Raw genomic sequence first — 17,176 nt, 5'->3', positions numbered from 1 at the left:
AAATTTCTGAACAATATAAGACTATGTATATACCCTTTTTAGCAAGATAGGAAAGCCTGGCTGGTGGAAAACATGAGAGCACGACAAAATATCTTGCTGTTAAAGTCGATAGAGTGGCCTAGCACCATCTATCATATATAAATCAGTTAGATGATATCGGTGAGTTGAGAATGGATCCATTATCGCAGGGTGTGTTGGGCGCCTCTTTGTCACAATCCGCAAGTAAAAAACAGCATTTGGTCGTTGCCGGTGTGTTAGGTTTACTCGCGGGAATGGCACCAGATTTGGATGTTCTCATTCGATCATCGCGTGATCCATTACTGTTCCTGGAGTTTCATCGTCAATTTACTCATTCACTTTTGTTTATCCCTATTGGCAGTCTTCTTTGTGCGCTACTATTGCATTCACTTTACGCCAAAAAGCGCGGACTCGCGTTTAAACAAAGTTGGTTGTATTGTGCGTTGGGCTACAGTACGCATGCACTGCTGGATTCATGCACTTCTTATGGCACTCAGCTATTTTGGCCGCTAACCAATGAACGTTATGCCTGGAACACGGTATCTGTAATTGACCCAGCTTTCGCACTCCCAATTATCACCCTGCTACTATTTGCGACCTTGAAACGCAGGCTCTGGTTAGCACGTGTCGCGTTTGTTTGGGCGCTAATTTACCCCACGCTGGGGATGATACAAAGAGACAGAGCAGAGGCTGCCGGATGGCAGCTAGCCAAAGCTCGACAACATACGCCGATACAACTGGAAGCCAAGCCAAGCTTTGCCAATATTCTGGTCTGGAAAGTGGTTTACGAGACAGAAAAACATTACTTTGTCGATGCAGTTAGGGTAGGCACATCAGTGAAAACTTACCCCGGTGACTCCATTGCCAAACTCGACGTTAGCAGAGACTTTCCCTGGCTCGACCCGAGCTCACAGCAAGCCAGAGACATCGAACGATTCCGTTGGTTTTCCAATGGTTACTTAGCGCAGGATCCCACTAACGAACTGCATATTATGGATGTCAGATATTCAATCGTACCAAACCAGCTCAAAGCGCTATGGAGTATTAAGCTATCACCTTCAGCGAATGGCGACACACATGTTGAGTACGCAACGCACAGAGACAACAGTCCGGCGTCGAGAGAAGCCCTATATCGTATGCTTTTTGATTTCTGACGGATTCAATCAACGGAACACATAGATTAATTTCTGGATAAACCGTGCTTGTAGCTTGAATTCTGCCTGGTTTAGCAATTGCGTGAAAATGGGAGGGGAATCTACTCGAACTTATTAAATACCGTTGAACTTGCTTATCGCTGGTTATCAGAAGATCAAATAAACAGTCTTTGAATTTACGTCGGTTCTGATTTCTTGATAGTGCAGCAGTTGGCTGCACTATTTAGTTCAGGGGACACAAAAGTAGTGGCGAAAGGGCTAGTGCTTGTACCTGAAGTTATTACTATCATCAACGATGTCAATTTTGACCGGTGCTACACCTTTATTGGTGTTGCCGATTCGCCCAAATGCCTTGTAGGAAAGGTCAATGACTCTTCCTTTTACAAAGGGACCGCGGTCGTTGATTTTGACATCGACCGACTTACCATTCGCTGTATTAGTCACTCTTACAATGGTTCCAAAAGGCAGGGTTTTATGAGCCGCAGTATAGGCTCTCATGTTATACCGCTCTCCACTTGCAGTGAGCTTGCCGTGGAACTTATCACCATACCATGACGCTTGACCAACTAGCTTATGTGACTTGGCGTAACTGCTGGTTTTTTCATCGACGACTGCCGCAGTTGAGGAGCAACCCGTTAGCAAAGTAAAGATGAGAGCTGCAAAGAAGAGGTTCAATTTTTTCATGCTATCTGGATACTCTTATTTATCATTTTGTGTCTGTGCATACCAAGCCACCATAGTTTCTTCAGTAAAGTTAAAAAACTGAACGAGGTAAAAATGCCCGTTCGATATGACGGATTTTTCCATGAACTGCGTTTCGTTTGGTCATGGTTAAGAAAGAGTTTCGAAGGGAAAATACCAAAATTGGTAACGCATGAGATTGGTGTCAGATTACCCTTGCAATCAAAGCTCCGTTCGACAGAACGAGGACGTACACCCAATCATGCGGCGACTATCAGACTTTATGTTAACAAATACGGACTCTAAATCATTCATAACAACACTCTTCAAGACCATGATAGTGATGCCAGATAGAAACAGGCATTAAACACAATCTAGGAGAGGAATTATGTCAGACTCAAAAAAATCAGCACCGATTGTAATCATCGGAAAAAACGCGAAAACAGGTGTACGGGTTAACAAGCTATTGCTTGAAAGGGGAATCGAAACCAGACCGGTATCTCGCAGCACCGAAACTAACTTTGATTGGGAAAACCGCAGCACATGGCCAACAGCCTTGAATGGAGCGAGAGCGGCATATGTGACGTATCAACCTGACTTAGCTGTCCCTAATGCAGAAAGTGATATACAGGCTTTTGTAGACGTAGCGAAAAGTGAGGGTATAGAGCATATTGTTTTGCTTTCTGGTCGTGGAGAAGAACGTGCAGAAAAAGCCGAGCAAATACTGATTAATAGTGGTCTGGAATGGAATGTCGTTCGAGCGTCTTGGTTTGCTCAAAATTTCAGTGAGAGTTTTATGGCGCAAGGCGTATTAAGTGGTGAGCTTTTCCTGCCCGCAGGGAATATCCCTGAACCATTCATCGATGTGGATGATATCGCAGAAGTAGCGGTAGCGGCATTGGTGGACTCGGGTAAACGTAACCGTCTGTTTGAAGTGACCGGCCCTGAGTTAATGACTTTTAAAGATTGTATTGAGGAGATCGCAAAGCAATTAGGTAAGGATATTAAGTTTACGTCGGTCGCTATCGATGATTACTTAGCCCTCTTAAAAAGTCAGAATGTACCAGAAGACTATCAATGGTTACTTAATGAATTGTTCACTGTAGTGTTTGATGGTCGAAACTCAAATCTCACTAACGGCGTAGAAGAAGCGACCGGTCGTAAGCCTACCAGGTTTGCCGATTATGTCGCGAAGACCATTGAAGCGGGATACTGGGATTAATCAAGCGATAACACCTTCAGTGGGGCAGTATGCATGTTTAAAATCTGGCGCCTTCAGTTCAATCGCGACTAACAAGTACGTTGGCTTTTTGTATGAGATGGAGGCTCGCCATATTTGATTTTATAGGCACGACTAAATGCAGCTTCTGACTGATAACCTACATCAAGGGCAATGACCAATACGGGCTCATTGCCTTGTGACAACCTTTCTCTCGCTAACGACAATCGCCAGTCAGTAATGTATTTTTTAGGAGTTTGACCAACCACCTTCTTAAAATAGTCTATAAAGGTGGTTCGAGACATACCCGAAAGGTCTGCTAACAACTCAATGTCTATGTTAGCTGACGGATCGCCATGAATTTTCTTCATTGCTTTTGATAATCGTTTATCAGTATGTGCAACTAACCAGTTCGGGTTATCACCGGACACATCATTAATCCACGCACGGATGCACTGCAGAATTAAAACATCAGCCAACTTCGATACGATCAATCCGGTGCCATAACTTTCATTTTGTGTTTCTAGTTGTATAGCTTGCACGATGCTTTTTATTGTTTGGTGAGCCTTCGAGTTAGCTTTTATATGGATGTAATCGGGCATGGAGCTGATGATGGATTTGGTGACCTCGTTATCGAACAATACTGTGCCACACAGTGTAATCGTTTCGTCTCCATATCCATTGGTCGTTAAACGCTCATAGAATTCAGTCACTTTTTCAATGTTGTTCTCAAACAAGTCACGAGCGGTTGTACTGTTAATATCAACAATATCGTGACCAGCTCCACGGGGCAGCAATATAAAATCTCCTGGGCCTAGTTTTACCCGTGAGTTGCAAACGTTGATAATTGCGTCGCCGTCGAGAACCAAATGGAACATGGTACTTGACGGAATGGAAGGCATTTTTATGCCCCAAGGTTGCTTCATGGTTGAGTGAGTATAAAACACGCTACTCATCTTAAGCTGACCGAGAGGGGACCCTACTTCTTTGCCTTGACGTTGTTTGAGATCGAACTTAGAAAGTTCTTGTGGCACCCGGTTATCCATAAAAACGTACTTCCTGCAAAAATTCTGCGATTTCTGATTAACCAAATCATCGCCTAATCGTCTGTAATAGACAAACAGTGAGTCCTGATGAGGAGAACCCGATGTCTATAGTTCTATTTCAAATCCTGAGTGTCATTGCTGCTACTTCAACAGCCCTTTTGGCTGGGATTTACTTCATTTTTCACAATACAGTCATGATAGTACTTGCAGAGCAAGATGGGATAAAAACGATGAATCGTATTAATCAGGTGATTTTGAACAAAACCTTTTTGCTCATCTTTATGTTGTCACCGTTGAGTAGCCTCCTAATGCTTGCAATTGGCTTGGCCGAGGGATTGTTAACCTTTCACTCACCGCTGCTATACGGTGCTTTACTTGCGATTTTGGGCTTTCTTATCACCATTAGATTCAACGTGCCACTGAACAATAGCTTAGCTCTCGTGACAGATAGCGACCGAAATGTGTGGGAACACTACCTTGTACATTGGGTTACATGGAACAGTCGTCGCTTTTATCTTTCGATCATAGCCGGAGCAGCCATCGTGGGAGGGTTTGTATTTTAAAATGCACGACGAAAGGAGAGGGAAAATACATAGCCCGGAACTCTTATTAACGTCACAGGGTCATGGATCTGAGCTTGGCAGTGAGTAATGAGCTACGAGTGGTCCTCGTTTTCACGAGGGCGACGACCTCTTTTGGTGAGGAATGGGATAAACGATTAGTCACAAGATTATCTGATGTAATAAAAGATTGTAGTCATTAATGGAGTTGGTTATCGCCAAATCGAATGCAGCAGGTCAGGCGAACAATGAGGTGTGGCGGTTAGCGACTCGGTTGTTAGCACCTCTATCACCATCTAACTCCTATGTGGGCATAGGCACTCATCTCGCCACGGTTTGCTCATGCTTTCAATCTTGTGAACACTCGTGCTACAGCCTTTTTTCATACTCATGGTCACTGCCTTCCGATTTATTAAAGCCGACTCGTATTAAGTAATCGCGATGCTCAGAGGTGTTTGCCGTTGCTTTAAGTACACATATTCCTCGACTTTTTATTAGCGCGGGGTTGGTTTGATATAGATAGTAAGCCAGCTTTAAATCTCTATACTCTGGTGTCACGTAATCGAGTGAGACGTTTAATACGCCATCGTCTTGCTTAGTCCCGACCAGAAGGCCAGCAATGGCGTTATTTCGTAACATATAAAAGGCTGAGTTTCCTTTTCTCAATTCGCTTATGGTGGTCTGTTTTTCGATATCTCTGGCATTGGTTGCAACAAAGTGATCGAAGTATTCGGAACCGATAGTGGCCGATACCAGTTTGAACTTATCTTTCGACCCCGCAAGCTGGTAGAGGTAATAGACGTTAATGCAAGCAATTCCAAGATTCATAAACATGGTTGGATAGGAGTTAATAAAATAAGCAAATGCTGCAAACAGTAAGCAACCTATAAAATTAATCACTCTTAGCTTGACTATTGATGTCATAGTCAGAGAGACAAGCACCACCAACGATGCCAAATAACCAAACCATTCAATCCAATCAAATGCCATAATACAGTCCTTATGTCTCTCTTTTCTATAAAGATAGCAAATGACACATAGTTCAGTCAGGCTCATCATCTAACTGTGCCTGTCCCTGATATTGCGCGAACTTCAAAGGATATATGAGAACACACACCCAACGAGGGGTGTTGTGGAACACAGTAATAGACGACTATGCTCAAAGCAGTGATACGGTTTAGAGTGGTTTTCACCGTCAATTGGATTTTTACTCAAAGAAATTTTTGTGCTTCTGGAATCGAAAGCGTGCTCAGTGTCAGCATAATAGAAGAGTCAACAGTCCATAAGTACTAACTAAAACACCGGAAAACGAATGGGAAGAACATGAAGGTAACCATTGAACAGCAATTATCAAGAATTGACCTTAACCTGCTAGTTTCCCTCAGTGTGCTACTCAAAGAGCGCAACGTAACCAGGGCCGCGCAGCAACTCTATTTGTCTCAGCCAGCAATGAGTAGAGCGTTAGGCAGATTGAGAGAAATTTTTGATGATCCGTTATTAGTCCGTGAAGCAAATGGGCTGCTACCGACTCAAAAGGCTCTTGAATTACAAGCACCTATTGATGAACTTTTAGTGTCCACACAAAATATCTTTGCTAAAAAGGAGTTTAGCCCGCAAAACTGTGAGAATACCTTTACTATATCTATTCCGCCGCTTATGAGTGGATTTCTGTCGGTTCCTTTAGCATCGGCGCTTATGGATCATGCCCCTTCCGCCAGTTTAGCTGAATATCCGATCACAAATACGCCTATTCAACATTTGTCTGCACGAGAGGTCGACTTCTCAATACATATTAATCCACCGAAAGATGACAGCGAATATTCTTACCAACAACTAGGAACCATGTATCCGGTTTTCTATGTCTCGAAAAATCACCCTCTGTCACAGTGCAGTGAGGTCACTTTAGAAGAGATAATGAAATATCGATTCGTTGATATGAGCTTAGACATTAGCTCATTATTTGAGTTTAACAATCCCATTGATATCTATTTAGAGGATCTGGGTTTTTGTCGTGAGTTTGCGTTTAAAAGTGGTCAGATAGCTTCACTAGTTGAATTTATGCAGGGTACAGATTGCGTTATGGCTGCTACCCATATGCTTGCCAAGGTATCTAACTTAGATGAGCAACTCGTTCCTATTCTGAGTTTACAGGGCACAAAACAAGTAGAAGCGAGTCTCTATCTGATAGAGCACAAACGTACCATGCATAGTGAAGCGCACAAATGGTTTAAGAGCTTGATTGTCTCGACTATCAGAGATGGCGTGTTTGCTTGAAACCAGATTCAGTCGATGAATTCCGGTATCTACATAAAGAATGGTGACAGATTTAGGCAATGCTTTTTGCGTATAGATACTATACGTAAACGTCATTGGTCAATGTTTAACCAAGTCGTTATTGTATCCCCATCGCTAACAGAGATAGCCAATCGACAACTTAACGAAGCTAAGGGTTTAAACTATGAAATTTGTTACTATCAGCACTCTTGCCAGTATGGTACTTATGTCTAATGCAGTGTTCGCTAAAGACGTTGCAACGCTCACAGACTACTTTGCTGAAGACGGCAAAATCACCACCAAAGAAAACTATCCAGTATTTGAGACCGCGCGACAGTTCGTCAAAGTTCAGGAAAAAGTAGGGGTTAACAATTTCGAGCATAAGCGAGTTCTCACGCCAACGGATGACCAACCCGTTGTAAGAATGAACCGAGACACTTACTACTCAATGGCGACCATTGATGTTTCAAAGGGGGCGTCCGTAACATTGCCTGAGATTCCAGATGACATGTATATGTCCCTTGAGGTGATTACTGAAGATCACCGTATTCAGCCAATGCACTATGGTGCTGGAACTTATGAGCTGAGCACTCATACTGGTGACCACGTCCATATTATTGTTAGAACTGATACCAGGTTTACCCCTGATGAAGTGCATGCAATTCAAGACAAGATGCGAATTGAAGCGGGTTCGAACAATCAGTTTACTGCACCTCAGGTAAATCAGGAGGCCTTTGAAGCAGTTGAAAAAGATCTTAAAGCTCAGATGCCAGTGATTCTTCAGCGTGATGGTGCACAAGCAACATTTGGCATGTTTACTAGCCCAGAGGATGACTCGCAGCAACTTTTCACCTATGAAAAGTATGCGGTTGGTGCCGCAATAGGCTGGGGTGGGGCACAGCTAGTGGACAATGTTTATGAAGTATCTGGTAACTTCCCTGCAGACAAGTGTTACCAAGCGACGTTCCCAAATCCAGAAAACCAAGCGTTTTGGTCGATAACTGTCTACAACAAAGCGGGTTTCATGTTTAAAGATGTCGCTAATGTAAGTTCTAACTTTGCCAAAAAGAACCCTGATGGCACCTATACGGTGAGTTTTGGCTGTGGACCAGATGCTATTAACAACTTAGAGACGGAAAATGAGTCGGGTTTGTTTAGTTTAGCCGTCCGTCACTATGTTCCAAGCCAGAAAGTGCAAGATGGGTTCCGCGTTCTGCCTTACGTCAAAGAGATCAAATAAGCCGCTCCTTCTGCAAGTAGTCCGTACCGGAGCCAAATCTGGCTCCGGTATCTTACTGATTAATGAAAGAGATATGAGTGATGAATAGACTATTAGCTATTTGTACGTATGCCATGAGTGCGGTTTTTTTACTTGGAGAGATTGCCCGCAGAGGGATGAACTACTTTTCAATTAACGCTACTACAATGATGGAAGATCTGCTTTGTGGAGCTCTGTTGTTTATGGCCGCAACCATGCTAGTGAAAAGGATGAAACAGGCCAAACTCATGCTGGTAGGGGCGTGGGGGTACGCATTCGGTGGTATGTTTGTTCCATTCTTTGCTCATCTGGAAGCATTTTTACGCGGAGTCGAGATGCGAGCGGATCATCAGATTGTTGATGTAAACTCAATCATTCTCAAGGGTGTGATTTGGCTGCTGTGTGGAGTGCTTTTATTGCTGTCATTACGCTGCGAGCCTACCTCTCAATAGTGCTTCCTGAACTCGTTCTATTCGTTCTTTAATGAGAAAGTAAATCGTCTTTGGACAGTAAAGAGCTCGAAAATGTGCCTTTAAATTTATTTGAAGTACAGGGAACTACACATGTACAACGGATATTATCACTTGTCTTTTTTGGGGAGGGTTACATTACGAGGACACAAACCTAATCAATGAATGACCAATAAGTGTATTTTTGTGAGGTGGGTCTTGTTATATGTAAAGTAAGAGCAAGTAAAATTCGACCTTCATTACCAGCTGTTGAAGTTCATTTAATGGCAAGTGGGTCGACGAAAGATATAGTTTTTTCAGAGAATCTCAAGCATATTTTTTTATCAAGAAGCATTGGAGTTGATACTCTAAATATTCTTACAGTTCCCTATTTTTGGATGACCTCATCTCATACAAAAAAAGAAATAAAGCGTCTAGCGTTTAATTGCTAATAAGATGGTGATGCGGGCCTACTGAAAAGAGGGCTAGGCAGTTAGACAGCGAAGTTCATTGATTAGGTGTGAGTTGTTTATATTGGATTTTTCTCTTAATCCAAATGCAGCGATTAATACGATGATAGGGAATAGATCAGTTTGAGCCTGGATATTAGCGAGTTACCTGATGATTTGGAAGATGTGGAATGAACCTCTCCTCAGGTTTATTGCAAATATCAGGAGCGCACTGTGATATTTAGCACACTACATATGATTAACCAGTTGTTTGATTTATTTTAAAGTGTAAAATAAATAGTGCTTGTTACCGAGTGGTGAGCTGATTAGTATGCCACTGGTTTTATACTTATAACAATAAGGTTTCCTATGTTAAAGAAACTTTCGCTAAAAAATAAGTTGGCGATCTCAGCTAGTATGGCCATTATCCTGGGGGGGATATTGGTTGAATCACTATCTTTTCGCGCTTCTCTGCAAAGACTTGATATTGAAGTCGCACAACGTTTAGAGGGTACTTCAGCTTCTTATAACCAATATGTTTCTGACTGGATCGTATCAAAAGAGCGAGCGCTCACATCTTTGTCTCAAGAATCAAAAAAAGATGGCCTGGTGACCCACCTGAAGCAAGTACGCGATTCAGCTTCGTTTGATAACGTGTTCTTAGCTTTCCCCGATGGTTCACAGAAAAATGCTAATGGCGTCGTACTTCCGGCAGGGAATGACGACCCTCGCCAGTGGGGCTGGTATATCAACGCCAAAGCAAACCCGAATAAAGTCTTCATGGATAACCCAACCGTTGCAGCGGCCACTGGGGCGAACGTCGTCTCTTTAGGTAAAGCAATGCAGCTTCATGGCGAGCAGGTCGTGCTCGGCGCGGACGTTGAAATTACCGATATTCTAAACAGTTTAGAAAAAGTGATCCTTCCGGGAGAAGGCTATATGTTCATCGCGACCAATAAAGGCACGGTGTACACCCACGCAGATACTCAACTATTGAATAAAAATATCAGTTCGCTCGGTTTGAATTTCTCCGATGTGCAAATGGCACTGGCGAGCAGCAAATATACTCCAATCGTCCTAAACGGCCATGATTATGTGCTTTATGCTCGAGCTATTGAAGGGACTGGCCTCATCACGGTGAGCGTCGTCAACCATGACTCTTTGATTGCGCCGCTATTTGATGCAGCGCTCGGTCAAATGTTGGTGACCTTCGGTGTCGTAATAGTTTGTACTCTGTTGTTTAACCTCCTGTGTAACATTCTTTTTCGCCCGCTTAACCATGTATCGCAAGCATTGGCGCAAATTGCTAATGGTAGCGGAGATTTGACTCAGCGAATTCATGTTGAAAACCAAGATGAAGTTGGTGAGCTTGCTCAGAATTTCAACAGCTTTGTTGGTAGTTTGCAGCAGTTGATAGGTCATATTCGTGGTCAGTCAGAACAGCTTAATGATCAATCTGAACAGAGCGCTAAACGTGCGAATCGTTCGGTTAGCGAGCTTAATCATCAACAGCAAGAGATTGCCATGGTGGCAACTGCAGTTACTGAAATGGCCAGTGCGACTCAAGAAATTGCTTCCCACGCTGAACAAACGGCAAAAGCAGCTCAAGATTCTGCTACCAGCACCAATAATGGTCATACACTAGTGATGGATACGAAAGGTTCTATTAATAGTCTGGCTAATGAAGTTAACGAGGCGGGCAATGTGATCAGCGAGCTTAACCAGCATGCGCAAGAGATCTCGACCGTACTGGCAACCATTCAAGGAATTGCTGAGCAGACAAATCTACTCGCCCTTAATGCTGCGATTGAAGCGGCGCGTGCAGGTGAGCAAGGCCGTGGTTTTGCCGTAGTGGCCGATGAAGTTAGGGTACTTTCCCAGCGAACTCACTCTTCAACTGAAGAGATCAAATCGACCATCGATACGTTACAGCGTACAACAGCTCAAGCAGTTGAATTGATGGAAAGCAGCTCGAAACTGGCGTTGCATTCGGTGGAAGATGCTGACCGAGCTTCTCACGCGTTAGAAGAAATTAACTCAGCGGTTGCGTTAATAAGCGATATGGCAACTCAAATTGCCACCGCTGCTGAAGAACAAACGCACGTAACAGGAGAGATCACCCAAAATGTCACGTCGATTAAAGATGTGACCGATCAATTGGTGATTGGTGCGCAAGAGAGCCTGACGGAGTCCAATGAGCTAGAAACTCAAGCCGCGAGTTTAAGTGAAAAGGTAGCAACATTTAAACTGGCTTAGTTTATCTTTAAAAATGTTTTACCAATAAATACAAACGGCGCTTCACGCGCCGTTTTGTTATTTACAAGTGACTGTGTAACCCACCCCAAATAAACCGGTCACTAGCAATTAGAGTTTTTCCGTTTACACTAAAACAAACGGAGAACGCATGATAAAAGAATCACGCTACACAGAAACACAAATTGCCAGGAACCTGAAGTAAGTGGAAGCAGGCGGAAAGGTCAATGAAGTCTGCCGTGAATTTGGCATCTTTGATGCGGCATACTACAACTGGAAATCCAAGTGTAGCTTAAGCTCGCTCTGGCTGGTGGCAGGCGTGGCTATTTTCCATTCTGATCTTGGCCGCTGGTATTGGTGGACGCATATGGGCGGAACAACGACATCCCGGATTAACAGCCGAAAGACAGAATATTGAAAATATCAAAAATGCAAAAGCCTGGGATAGAGTGCTTGCTCCACTGATGGCAGTGAGTGTCGGCTTTCCTATGTTCATTGTGGCAGGGCTGGACCATCGCTATAATTGGTCCTCCGAATTTGCTCAATGGCTCATTTGCGCTGTTCGGTATTGTTCTTGCTCTGAGTTCGGTATGGGCACTAATTCCTGCGGCGGTGGCATCAATCATCGCGGTGATTAGAACCTTACTTGAAGACCAGACTTTACAGGAAGAGTTGCCGGGGTATCAAGACTACACACGACGCATGCGCTATCGGTTGTTTCCAGGGGTATACTGAATAAGGAAGGACGGGACCTCTATAGTTCTCCTTCAGTTAATATTCTGTTTAGCTCATTATAGCTAACATCTTCGCGGCAAATAGCATAAGATACACGGCCTTTACCTAGCACTGAGCCACTCATAGCGATGACAGATAACACACAGCAAGCGACGTTTGCCGATCTTGGATTGATTCCAACCTTAGTCGAGCGATTAGAAGCGCTAGAATATAGCCAGCCGACGCCAATTCAATCTCATGCCATTCCTCATGTACTCGAAGGGCGAGATATTGTTGGTGGTGCCAATACCGGTTCTGGTAAAACCGCTGCTTTTTCGCTGCCAATTCTGCAAAAGATCCTTCAGCAAGATTCATCACCTACTCGCCGTGGTAATTTCGTTTCTCACCTGATTTTGGTCCCAACTCGTGAGTTGGCATCACAGGTGGCATACAACGTTAAGTCCTATTCGTATCACGTGAGAGATAAGATTAAAACGGTTGCTGTGTTCGGTGGCGTATCGGTGAACCCGCAAATGCTAGCGCTTCGCGGTGGTGCCGATGTTATTGTCGCAACGCCGGGTCGCTTGCTTGATCTGGTCTCCAGTAATGCCGTTAAGTTAGACCAAGTAAAAACACTCGTTCTCGATGAAGCCGACCGTATGTTGAGCCTTGGATTTACTGAAGAACTCAATAAGATTCTTGCGTTACTGCCAGAGAAGAAACAGACGCTACTGTTTTCTGCTACTTTCCCTGAAAAAGTGACAAACCTGGCTCAGGGCTTATTGAACGATCCCGTTGAAGTTCAGTTACAGAGTGCAGATGCCAGCACTTTGGTACAGCGTGTATTTAGTGTTAACAAGGGTCAGAAGACTGCGGTACTTGCGCACCTAATCAAACAGAATCAGTGGCGACAGACGTTGATTTTTGTTAATGCCAAGAACGCCTGTAACCACCTGGCTCAAAAACTGTCGAAACGCGGTATCACTGCAGAGGTGTTTCACGGTGACAAAGGGCAAGGTGCTCGTACTCGTGTACTTGAAGGCTTTAAGTCTGGCGAGATCCAAGTGCTTATTGCGACCGATATCGCGGCGCGTGGTCTGGATATAGAAAAACTTCCGGTGGTGATTAACTTTGACTTACCACGTAGCCCAGCTGACTACATGCACCGAATTGGTCGTAGTGGCCGTGCAGGCGAAGTTGGTCTTGGACTATCACTCATCGATTACGATGACTATCACCATTTTAAAGTGATAGAAAAGAAAAATAAGTTTCAGCTTGAGCGTGAGCAGGTTGAGGGCTTTGAAGTGGAAGACGATCAAAGCGAAGCTTACTTTGCACCGATGAAACCGCGTGCAAAGCCAGCCGGTACGGGTAAAAAGAAGAAAAAGCGTAAACAGTAGAATGTAATTGGTGGGAGAGAGGGCACGCCAGTTTTGCCCTCTCACTTCAATCTTTTGTTTTAAAGCACTATAGCGCTACTATCGACGCGTTTGGCGTCCACGGCCTGAGCGTTTCTTAAATGCTGTAGCCGCTTTAGCCTGCGATTTCAAAATCGAATCTACGGTGAGCGGCATCGGCTCTTTAGGTTCAAGACCGTGCGGGAAGGTGCGCGCTCTTGGTGGCAAGTCATATTCTTCTGCGCTCGCTCGAGGCATACGCTTAAAGCGATACAGGTAAAAGTTCTCTAACTTTTCTCTCGCCCATTCGGTTTTCTTCAGATACTTCACGCTACTCGCAATCGAAGGCTTGGTGTTAAAGCAGTTGAAACGCATAGCGGTATCTAGAATGTCCCAACCATAAAAATCCACTAACTCTTGCAACATGGTTTCTAGCTTTAGCCCGTGCAGTGGGTTGTTTCGTTGCAGTTCGATTCTTTCTTCGTCAGTCATCATTTTTAGGGGTCTCACTCATCAAAGGGGGGAGTTTAGCAAAGTATGCAGTGTAGAGGTATCTATAAGCCTTGCAGAGCTATATAGTGATACTGTGATTATAGTTGTGCTCAAACGGCTTTCACTCTTAAACGGTTTTTATTGTCTCGATTTGCAATCACTTGCTGATGATCGTCAATTGTACCTATTGTCTTCGCCAATCGGTCATACAAGACTACATTAACGGTCGCTGCAAGGTTCATACATCCATTCGTCGGCACGTAAACTACATGGTGTGCTCTATCCACGAGCTCTTGCGGCAGAGAACCGTCTTCGGGGCCAAATACATAGATGGCTTTTTCAGGATGCTCAAAGTGAGGCAGAGAACTTGCGCCTACGGCAAACTCGACACAAACGACTTCAACATCATCTGCCAGCTCTGTCGTGAGTACTGGTTTTTCCACCAAAGCAATACGCTCTTGAATGTTTTGGGTATCGGTTTGGAATTTTACCGCTCGACTATAACGCGTACCGTTGTAGCGCACTTCACTCGCGTCATAACATCCTGCTGCGCGCATCACCGCGCCCACATTGGTTGGACTCTTTGGGTTATGTAGGCCGATAATGACCTTAGACTCTGTTGTCATTGCTGTAGTTTTACTTAATTCGTTGGGTGGTCGGAGGTAGACCTTCTGATCTGGGTGGGGATTATGGATCTAATAGGGCGAAAATTCTATGGTTGGGTGTTGGTATTTCTATTAAGTCGTTCACTTAAAGCCCCTGACTCCCCTTATCTTAGGTACCATTAATTTACAAAAAATGAATTGAAACAACTAAAGAAACGCCGAGAGAAGGTATACAATACCCAAGTTGCAACGTCGCAGCATCGGATACACACTCACACAAAGCATCAAAGAAGCCACATATGTCCAACAGCCAAGAATTCACCACAGAATACACCCTCGACAAAGCTTTTTTTTCAGAGTGTTACGATGAAACTAGTACTCCAACTGAGTTCCCTAAATCCTACTACAAAGCTGCGCTTTTTCTTCTCTTTGGCTCGGTTTTAGTTAAGTTTGAGTTACTGCCAAACGGCTATGTTGGTTGGTTCTTTATCGTTTTGAGTTTTGTCGAGGCTCTAAGCGTTTACTTTAAAAGAACCTGGTGGGTGTGGCGTCAGAATATTGGCTCGAGTGCTGGCAGTAAAGTAGAGCTTAAGATTGACGCCAAAGGCGTGACTTATAAAAGTGGCAAGATCAATCGTACTATCGCATGGAGTGAAATCGACCAACTTCAACAAAGCGATTTAGGTTTTATCCTTCATATGGGTAAACAGCGTCAATATGTCAGTAAGTCTTGCTTAAATGATGAAGTGATTGCGTTCATGGTAGAGCAGCACGCGCTGGCGAAAGGGAACTAGTATCTGTTCTATTGCGTTCAGGCTCAGATTGATAAAGCGAACCCTAAGAGGTTCGCTTTAAAATTTGTAGAGCCTGACAAATGAGCTCTTGATGTAGTTTGATAACTGATTTTTGCCCCATTCCAAGCTTGCGCAACAGAACGCTGATAATCCCCGCTATAAAATAGTCCGACTTTTACCAATGGTAGACCGCGCAGCTTCAATGCACGAAAACTCCCAGAAGTATACAAAATACCAAATCTGTCCAAGCAAACTTAAAATGAATACTCTTGCAATACCAAAGATACCTGTACTGACTATAAAGAGTTATCCGTAGTAAACCATCCTGAAGTACGCTTGCAGATACTAACCAGCATTAACATCACTGGTACCTCAATTAGAACGCCAACTACTGTTGCCAGAGCAGCTCCTGATGAAAGTCCGAAAATCATTACGGAGGTCGCAATTGCAACTTCAAAATGATTTGATGCTCCGATCATTGCAGCAGGTGCCGCATCCTCATAACGTAAATTTAGGAATCTGGCTGAGAAGTATCCTAGAGCAAATATAAACACTGTCTGTATAAAAAGCGGGATAGAGATCCAAAGAATAGTCAGTGGATTATTCAGAATGGTCTCACCTTTAAAGCTAAATAGGAGCACAAGTGTCAGTAATAATGAACCGATTGTAATGGGTGTAAGTACGCGCAAAAATTTTTCTTTGAACCACTTTTCACCTTTATGTTTAATAACCCATTTACGGGAAAAATAACCAACAACCAATGGCATAGCCACGTAAATAGCTACGGAAAGGAGTAATGCCTGCCATGGTACTGGAAGTTTACCTATGCCTAGTAACAAGCCTCCCAGAATCCCATACAAAACCAACATGGTCAGAGAGTTAATTGCAACCATTACCAATGTAAGGCCATCGTTACCTCTTGCCAGATAGCCCCAAACCAACACCATAGCAGTGCAAGGTGCAATACCTAAAAGAATGCACCCAGCAAAATAGCTTCGCCAAAGAGGGATCTGAAGCATTTTTATCCCATCTTGTAGTACAACAACTCCATCACCATATGCAGCGCCAACAGGTAAGTTAAGACCAAACGGCATTTTTACCAGATCTATAGCCTCATCACCGATAAAACCTTTCAGTAGGGTCCCCAAGAAAAACATGGCAATGGCATACATAGTAAAAGGTTTAATGCACCAGTTAATAAAAAGTGTCAGGAACACTGGTTTACCACTTTTTCCTGCTTTAACGACACTAGCAAAATCTATTTTTACCATGATTGGATACATCATGAAAAAAAGACAGATAGCGATGGGGATAGAAACCACTGGTGCTCCGTTAACATAAATGGCCATGCCATCTAGCGTTTTTGCAAGTCCAGGAGCGACCTTGCCAAGGGCGATACCAATAACAATACATAATCCAACCCACACCGTCAGGTAGCGTTCAAAGAAACTAGTCATTTTTCGGTCGTGAGTCGGTTTTTCTATATTTACCATCTGTCAACCTTGTGGGGACTTTATCCGTATGTGTATCTCTAAGTATAGTTTAATTAAAGCTAATCGATTGATAGTAATGGAATACAAAGAAAATATCGTGGTCGATTAGTTTACTTTTGTATGGGATTATCGGTATCAAATCACTACTTCTTTGGAACTTCTCTTTAATAACCGCCCCGTGGGATGAAGCAGCGAAAAAGGTCTCATCACCATTAATAACGGTAAGTGAAAGTACACTATTCTGATTTGTAAAATTCAGGGACTTTTCGCTGCTCTATTAACAATGCTTTTGCTTCCGCATACTCCTCACCGGTGATCGC

The 17,176-nt window shown here is 43.6% G+C and carries 17 protein-coding genes; 11 read left to right on the top strand and 6 right to left on the bottom strand.

Translation table 11 applies throughout. The features are described from left to right. The first annotated feature begins 170 nt into the window (after positions 1-170). Positions 171-1,172: a metal-dependent hydrolase gene (locus C4S60_RS01745; protein ID WP_103878590.1), complete on the top strand. Its 1,002-nt coding sequence runs from the start codon at positions 171-173 to the stop codon at positions 1,170-1,172. A gap of 258 nt (positions 1,173-1,430) precedes the next feature. Here C4S60_RS01745 and C4S60_RS01740 read toward each other — a convergent pair whose 3' ends face one another. Then, complete coding sequence (locus C4S60_RS01740) at positions 1,431-1,856, bottom strand: septal ring lytic transglycosylase RlpA family protein (protein WP_103878589.1); 426 nt, start codon at positions 1,854-1,856, stop codon at positions 1,431-1,433. A 385-nt stretch (positions 1,857-2,241) separates the two neighbouring features. Between C4S60_RS01740 and C4S60_RS01735 the strand changes: the two genes are divergently transcribed. Continuing rightward, positions 2,242-3,075: an NmrA family NAD(P)-binding protein gene (locus tag C4S60_RS01735; RefSeq protein WP_103878588.1), complete on the top strand. Its 834-nt coding sequence runs from the start codon at positions 2,242-2,244 to the stop codon at positions 3,073-3,075. 68 nt (positions 3,076-3,143) lie between these two features. On the opposite strand, the gene C4S60_RS01730 is transcribed toward C4S60_RS01735, so the two are convergent. Next, positions 3,144-4,118, bottom strand: coding sequence for an AraC family transcriptional regulator (locus C4S60_RS01730; protein ID WP_103878587.1), 975 nt, complete (start codon positions 4,116-4,118; stop codon positions 3,144-3,146). Between the two features lie 101 nt (positions 4,119-4,219). Between C4S60_RS01730 and C4S60_RS01725 the strand changes: the two genes are divergently transcribed. Continuing rightward, positions 4,220-4,681 carry an anthrone oxygenase family protein gene (locus C4S60_RS01725; RefSeq protein ID WP_103878586.1) on the top strand — a complete coding sequence of 154 codons (462 nt, stop codon included), beginning with the start codon at positions 4,220-4,222 and terminating at the stop codon, positions 4,679-4,681. Between the two features lie 366 nt (positions 4,682-5,047). Here C4S60_RS01725 and C4S60_RS01720 read toward each other — a convergent pair whose 3' ends face one another. Continuing rightward, positions 5,048-5,668, bottom strand: coding sequence for a hypothetical protein (locus C4S60_RS01720; protein WP_103878585.1), 621 nt, complete (start codon positions 5,666-5,668; stop codon positions 5,048-5,050). A gap of 333 nt (positions 5,669-6,001) precedes the next feature. Between C4S60_RS01720 and C4S60_RS01715 the strand changes: the two genes are divergently transcribed. The 7 genes from C4S60_RS01715 to C4S60_RS01685 all read left to right on the top strand — a co-directional run bounded on the left by C4S60_RS01715 (position 6,002) and on the right by C4S60_RS01685 (position 13,475). Continuing rightward, positions 6,002-6,952, top strand: coding sequence for a LysR family transcriptional regulator (locus tag C4S60_RS01715; protein ID WP_103878584.1), 951 nt, complete (start codon positions 6,002-6,004; stop codon positions 6,950-6,952). 184 nt (positions 6,953-7,136) lie between these two features. After that, positions 7,137-8,192 (top strand): DUF1254 domain-containing protein, encoded by a 1,056-nt coding sequence (locus C4S60_RS01710; RefSeq protein WP_103878583.1) that lies wholly within the window; start codon positions 7,137-7,139, stop codon positions 8,190-8,192. 80 nt (positions 8,193-8,272) lie between these two features. Further along, on the top strand, positions 8,273-8,662 hold the full coding sequence (locus tag C4S60_RS01705; RefSeq protein ID WP_103878582.1) for a hypothetical protein: 390 nt from the start codon (positions 8,273-8,275) through the stop codon (positions 8,660-8,662). An 815-nt stretch (positions 8,663-9,477) separates the two neighbouring features. Then, positions 9,478-11,364: a methyl-accepting chemotaxis protein gene (locus C4S60_RS01700; RefSeq protein ID WP_103878581.1), complete on the top strand. Its 1,887-nt coding sequence runs from the start codon at positions 9,478-9,480 to the stop codon at positions 11,362-11,364. Positions 11,365-11,566: 202 nt separating this feature from the next. Continuing rightward, positions 11,567-11,779 carry a transposase gene (locus C4S60_RS23925; protein WP_425275100.1) on the top strand — a complete coding sequence of 71 codons (213 nt, stop codon included), beginning with the start codon at positions 11,567-11,569 and terminating at the stop codon, positions 11,777-11,779. 56 nt (positions 11,780-11,835) lie between these two features. Then, complete coding sequence (locus tag C4S60_RS23695; protein WP_208623229.1) at positions 11,836-12,096, top strand: hypothetical protein; 261 nt, start codon at positions 11,836-11,838, stop codon at positions 12,094-12,096. Positions 12,097-12,224: 128 nt separating this feature from the next. Beyond that, positions 12,225-13,475, top strand: coding sequence for a DEAD/DEAH box helicase (locus tag C4S60_RS01685; protein ID WP_103878580.1), 1,251 nt, complete (start codon positions 12,225-12,227; stop codon positions 13,473-13,475). A gap of 78 nt (positions 13,476-13,553) precedes the next feature. Here the strand turns inward: C4S60_RS01685 and C4S60_RS01680 are convergent, their stop codons facing one another. After that, the gene (locus C4S60_RS01680; RefSeq protein WP_167390947.1) at positions 13,554-13,967 is read right to left on the bottom strand and encodes a VF530 family protein; all 414 of its coding nucleotides are present in this window, start codon (positions 13,965-13,967) and stop codon (positions 13,554-13,556) included. A gap of 107 nt (positions 13,968-14,074) precedes the next feature. Then, positions 14,075-14,590 carry an RNA methyltransferase gene (locus tag C4S60_RS01675; RefSeq protein ID WP_103878579.1) on the bottom strand — a complete coding sequence of 172 codons (516 nt, stop codon included), beginning with the start codon at positions 14,588-14,590 and terminating at the stop codon, positions 14,075-14,077. Positions 14,591-14,868: 278 nt separating this feature from the next. On the opposite strand from C4S60_RS01675, the gene C4S60_RS01670 reads away from it, so the two are divergent. Beyond that, on the top strand, positions 14,869-15,363 hold the full coding sequence (locus C4S60_RS01670; protein ID WP_103878578.1) for a YcxB family protein: 495 nt from the start codon (positions 14,869-14,871) through the stop codon (positions 15,361-15,363). Positions 15,364-15,659: 296 nt separating this feature from the next. Here the strand turns inward: C4S60_RS01670 and arsB are convergent, their stop codons facing one another. Continuing rightward, the gene (gene arsB, locus C4S60_RS01660) at positions 15,660-16,856 is read right to left on the bottom strand and encodes an ACR3 family arsenite efflux transporter (protein ID WP_103878576.1); all 1,197 of its coding nucleotides are present in this window, start codon (positions 16,854-16,856) and stop codon (positions 15,660-15,662) included. Positions 16,857-17,176: the final 320 nt, after the last annotated feature.

It is taken from the genome of Vibrio hangzhouensis (assembly GCF_900107935.1).
Classification (GTDB): domain Bacteria; phylum Pseudomonadota; class Gammaproteobacteria; order Enterobacterales; family Vibrionaceae; genus Vibrio; species Vibrio hangzhouensis.
Note: the sequence above shows the minus strand (reverse complement) of the source record. Positions and strands in the feature narration are given on the sequence as shown.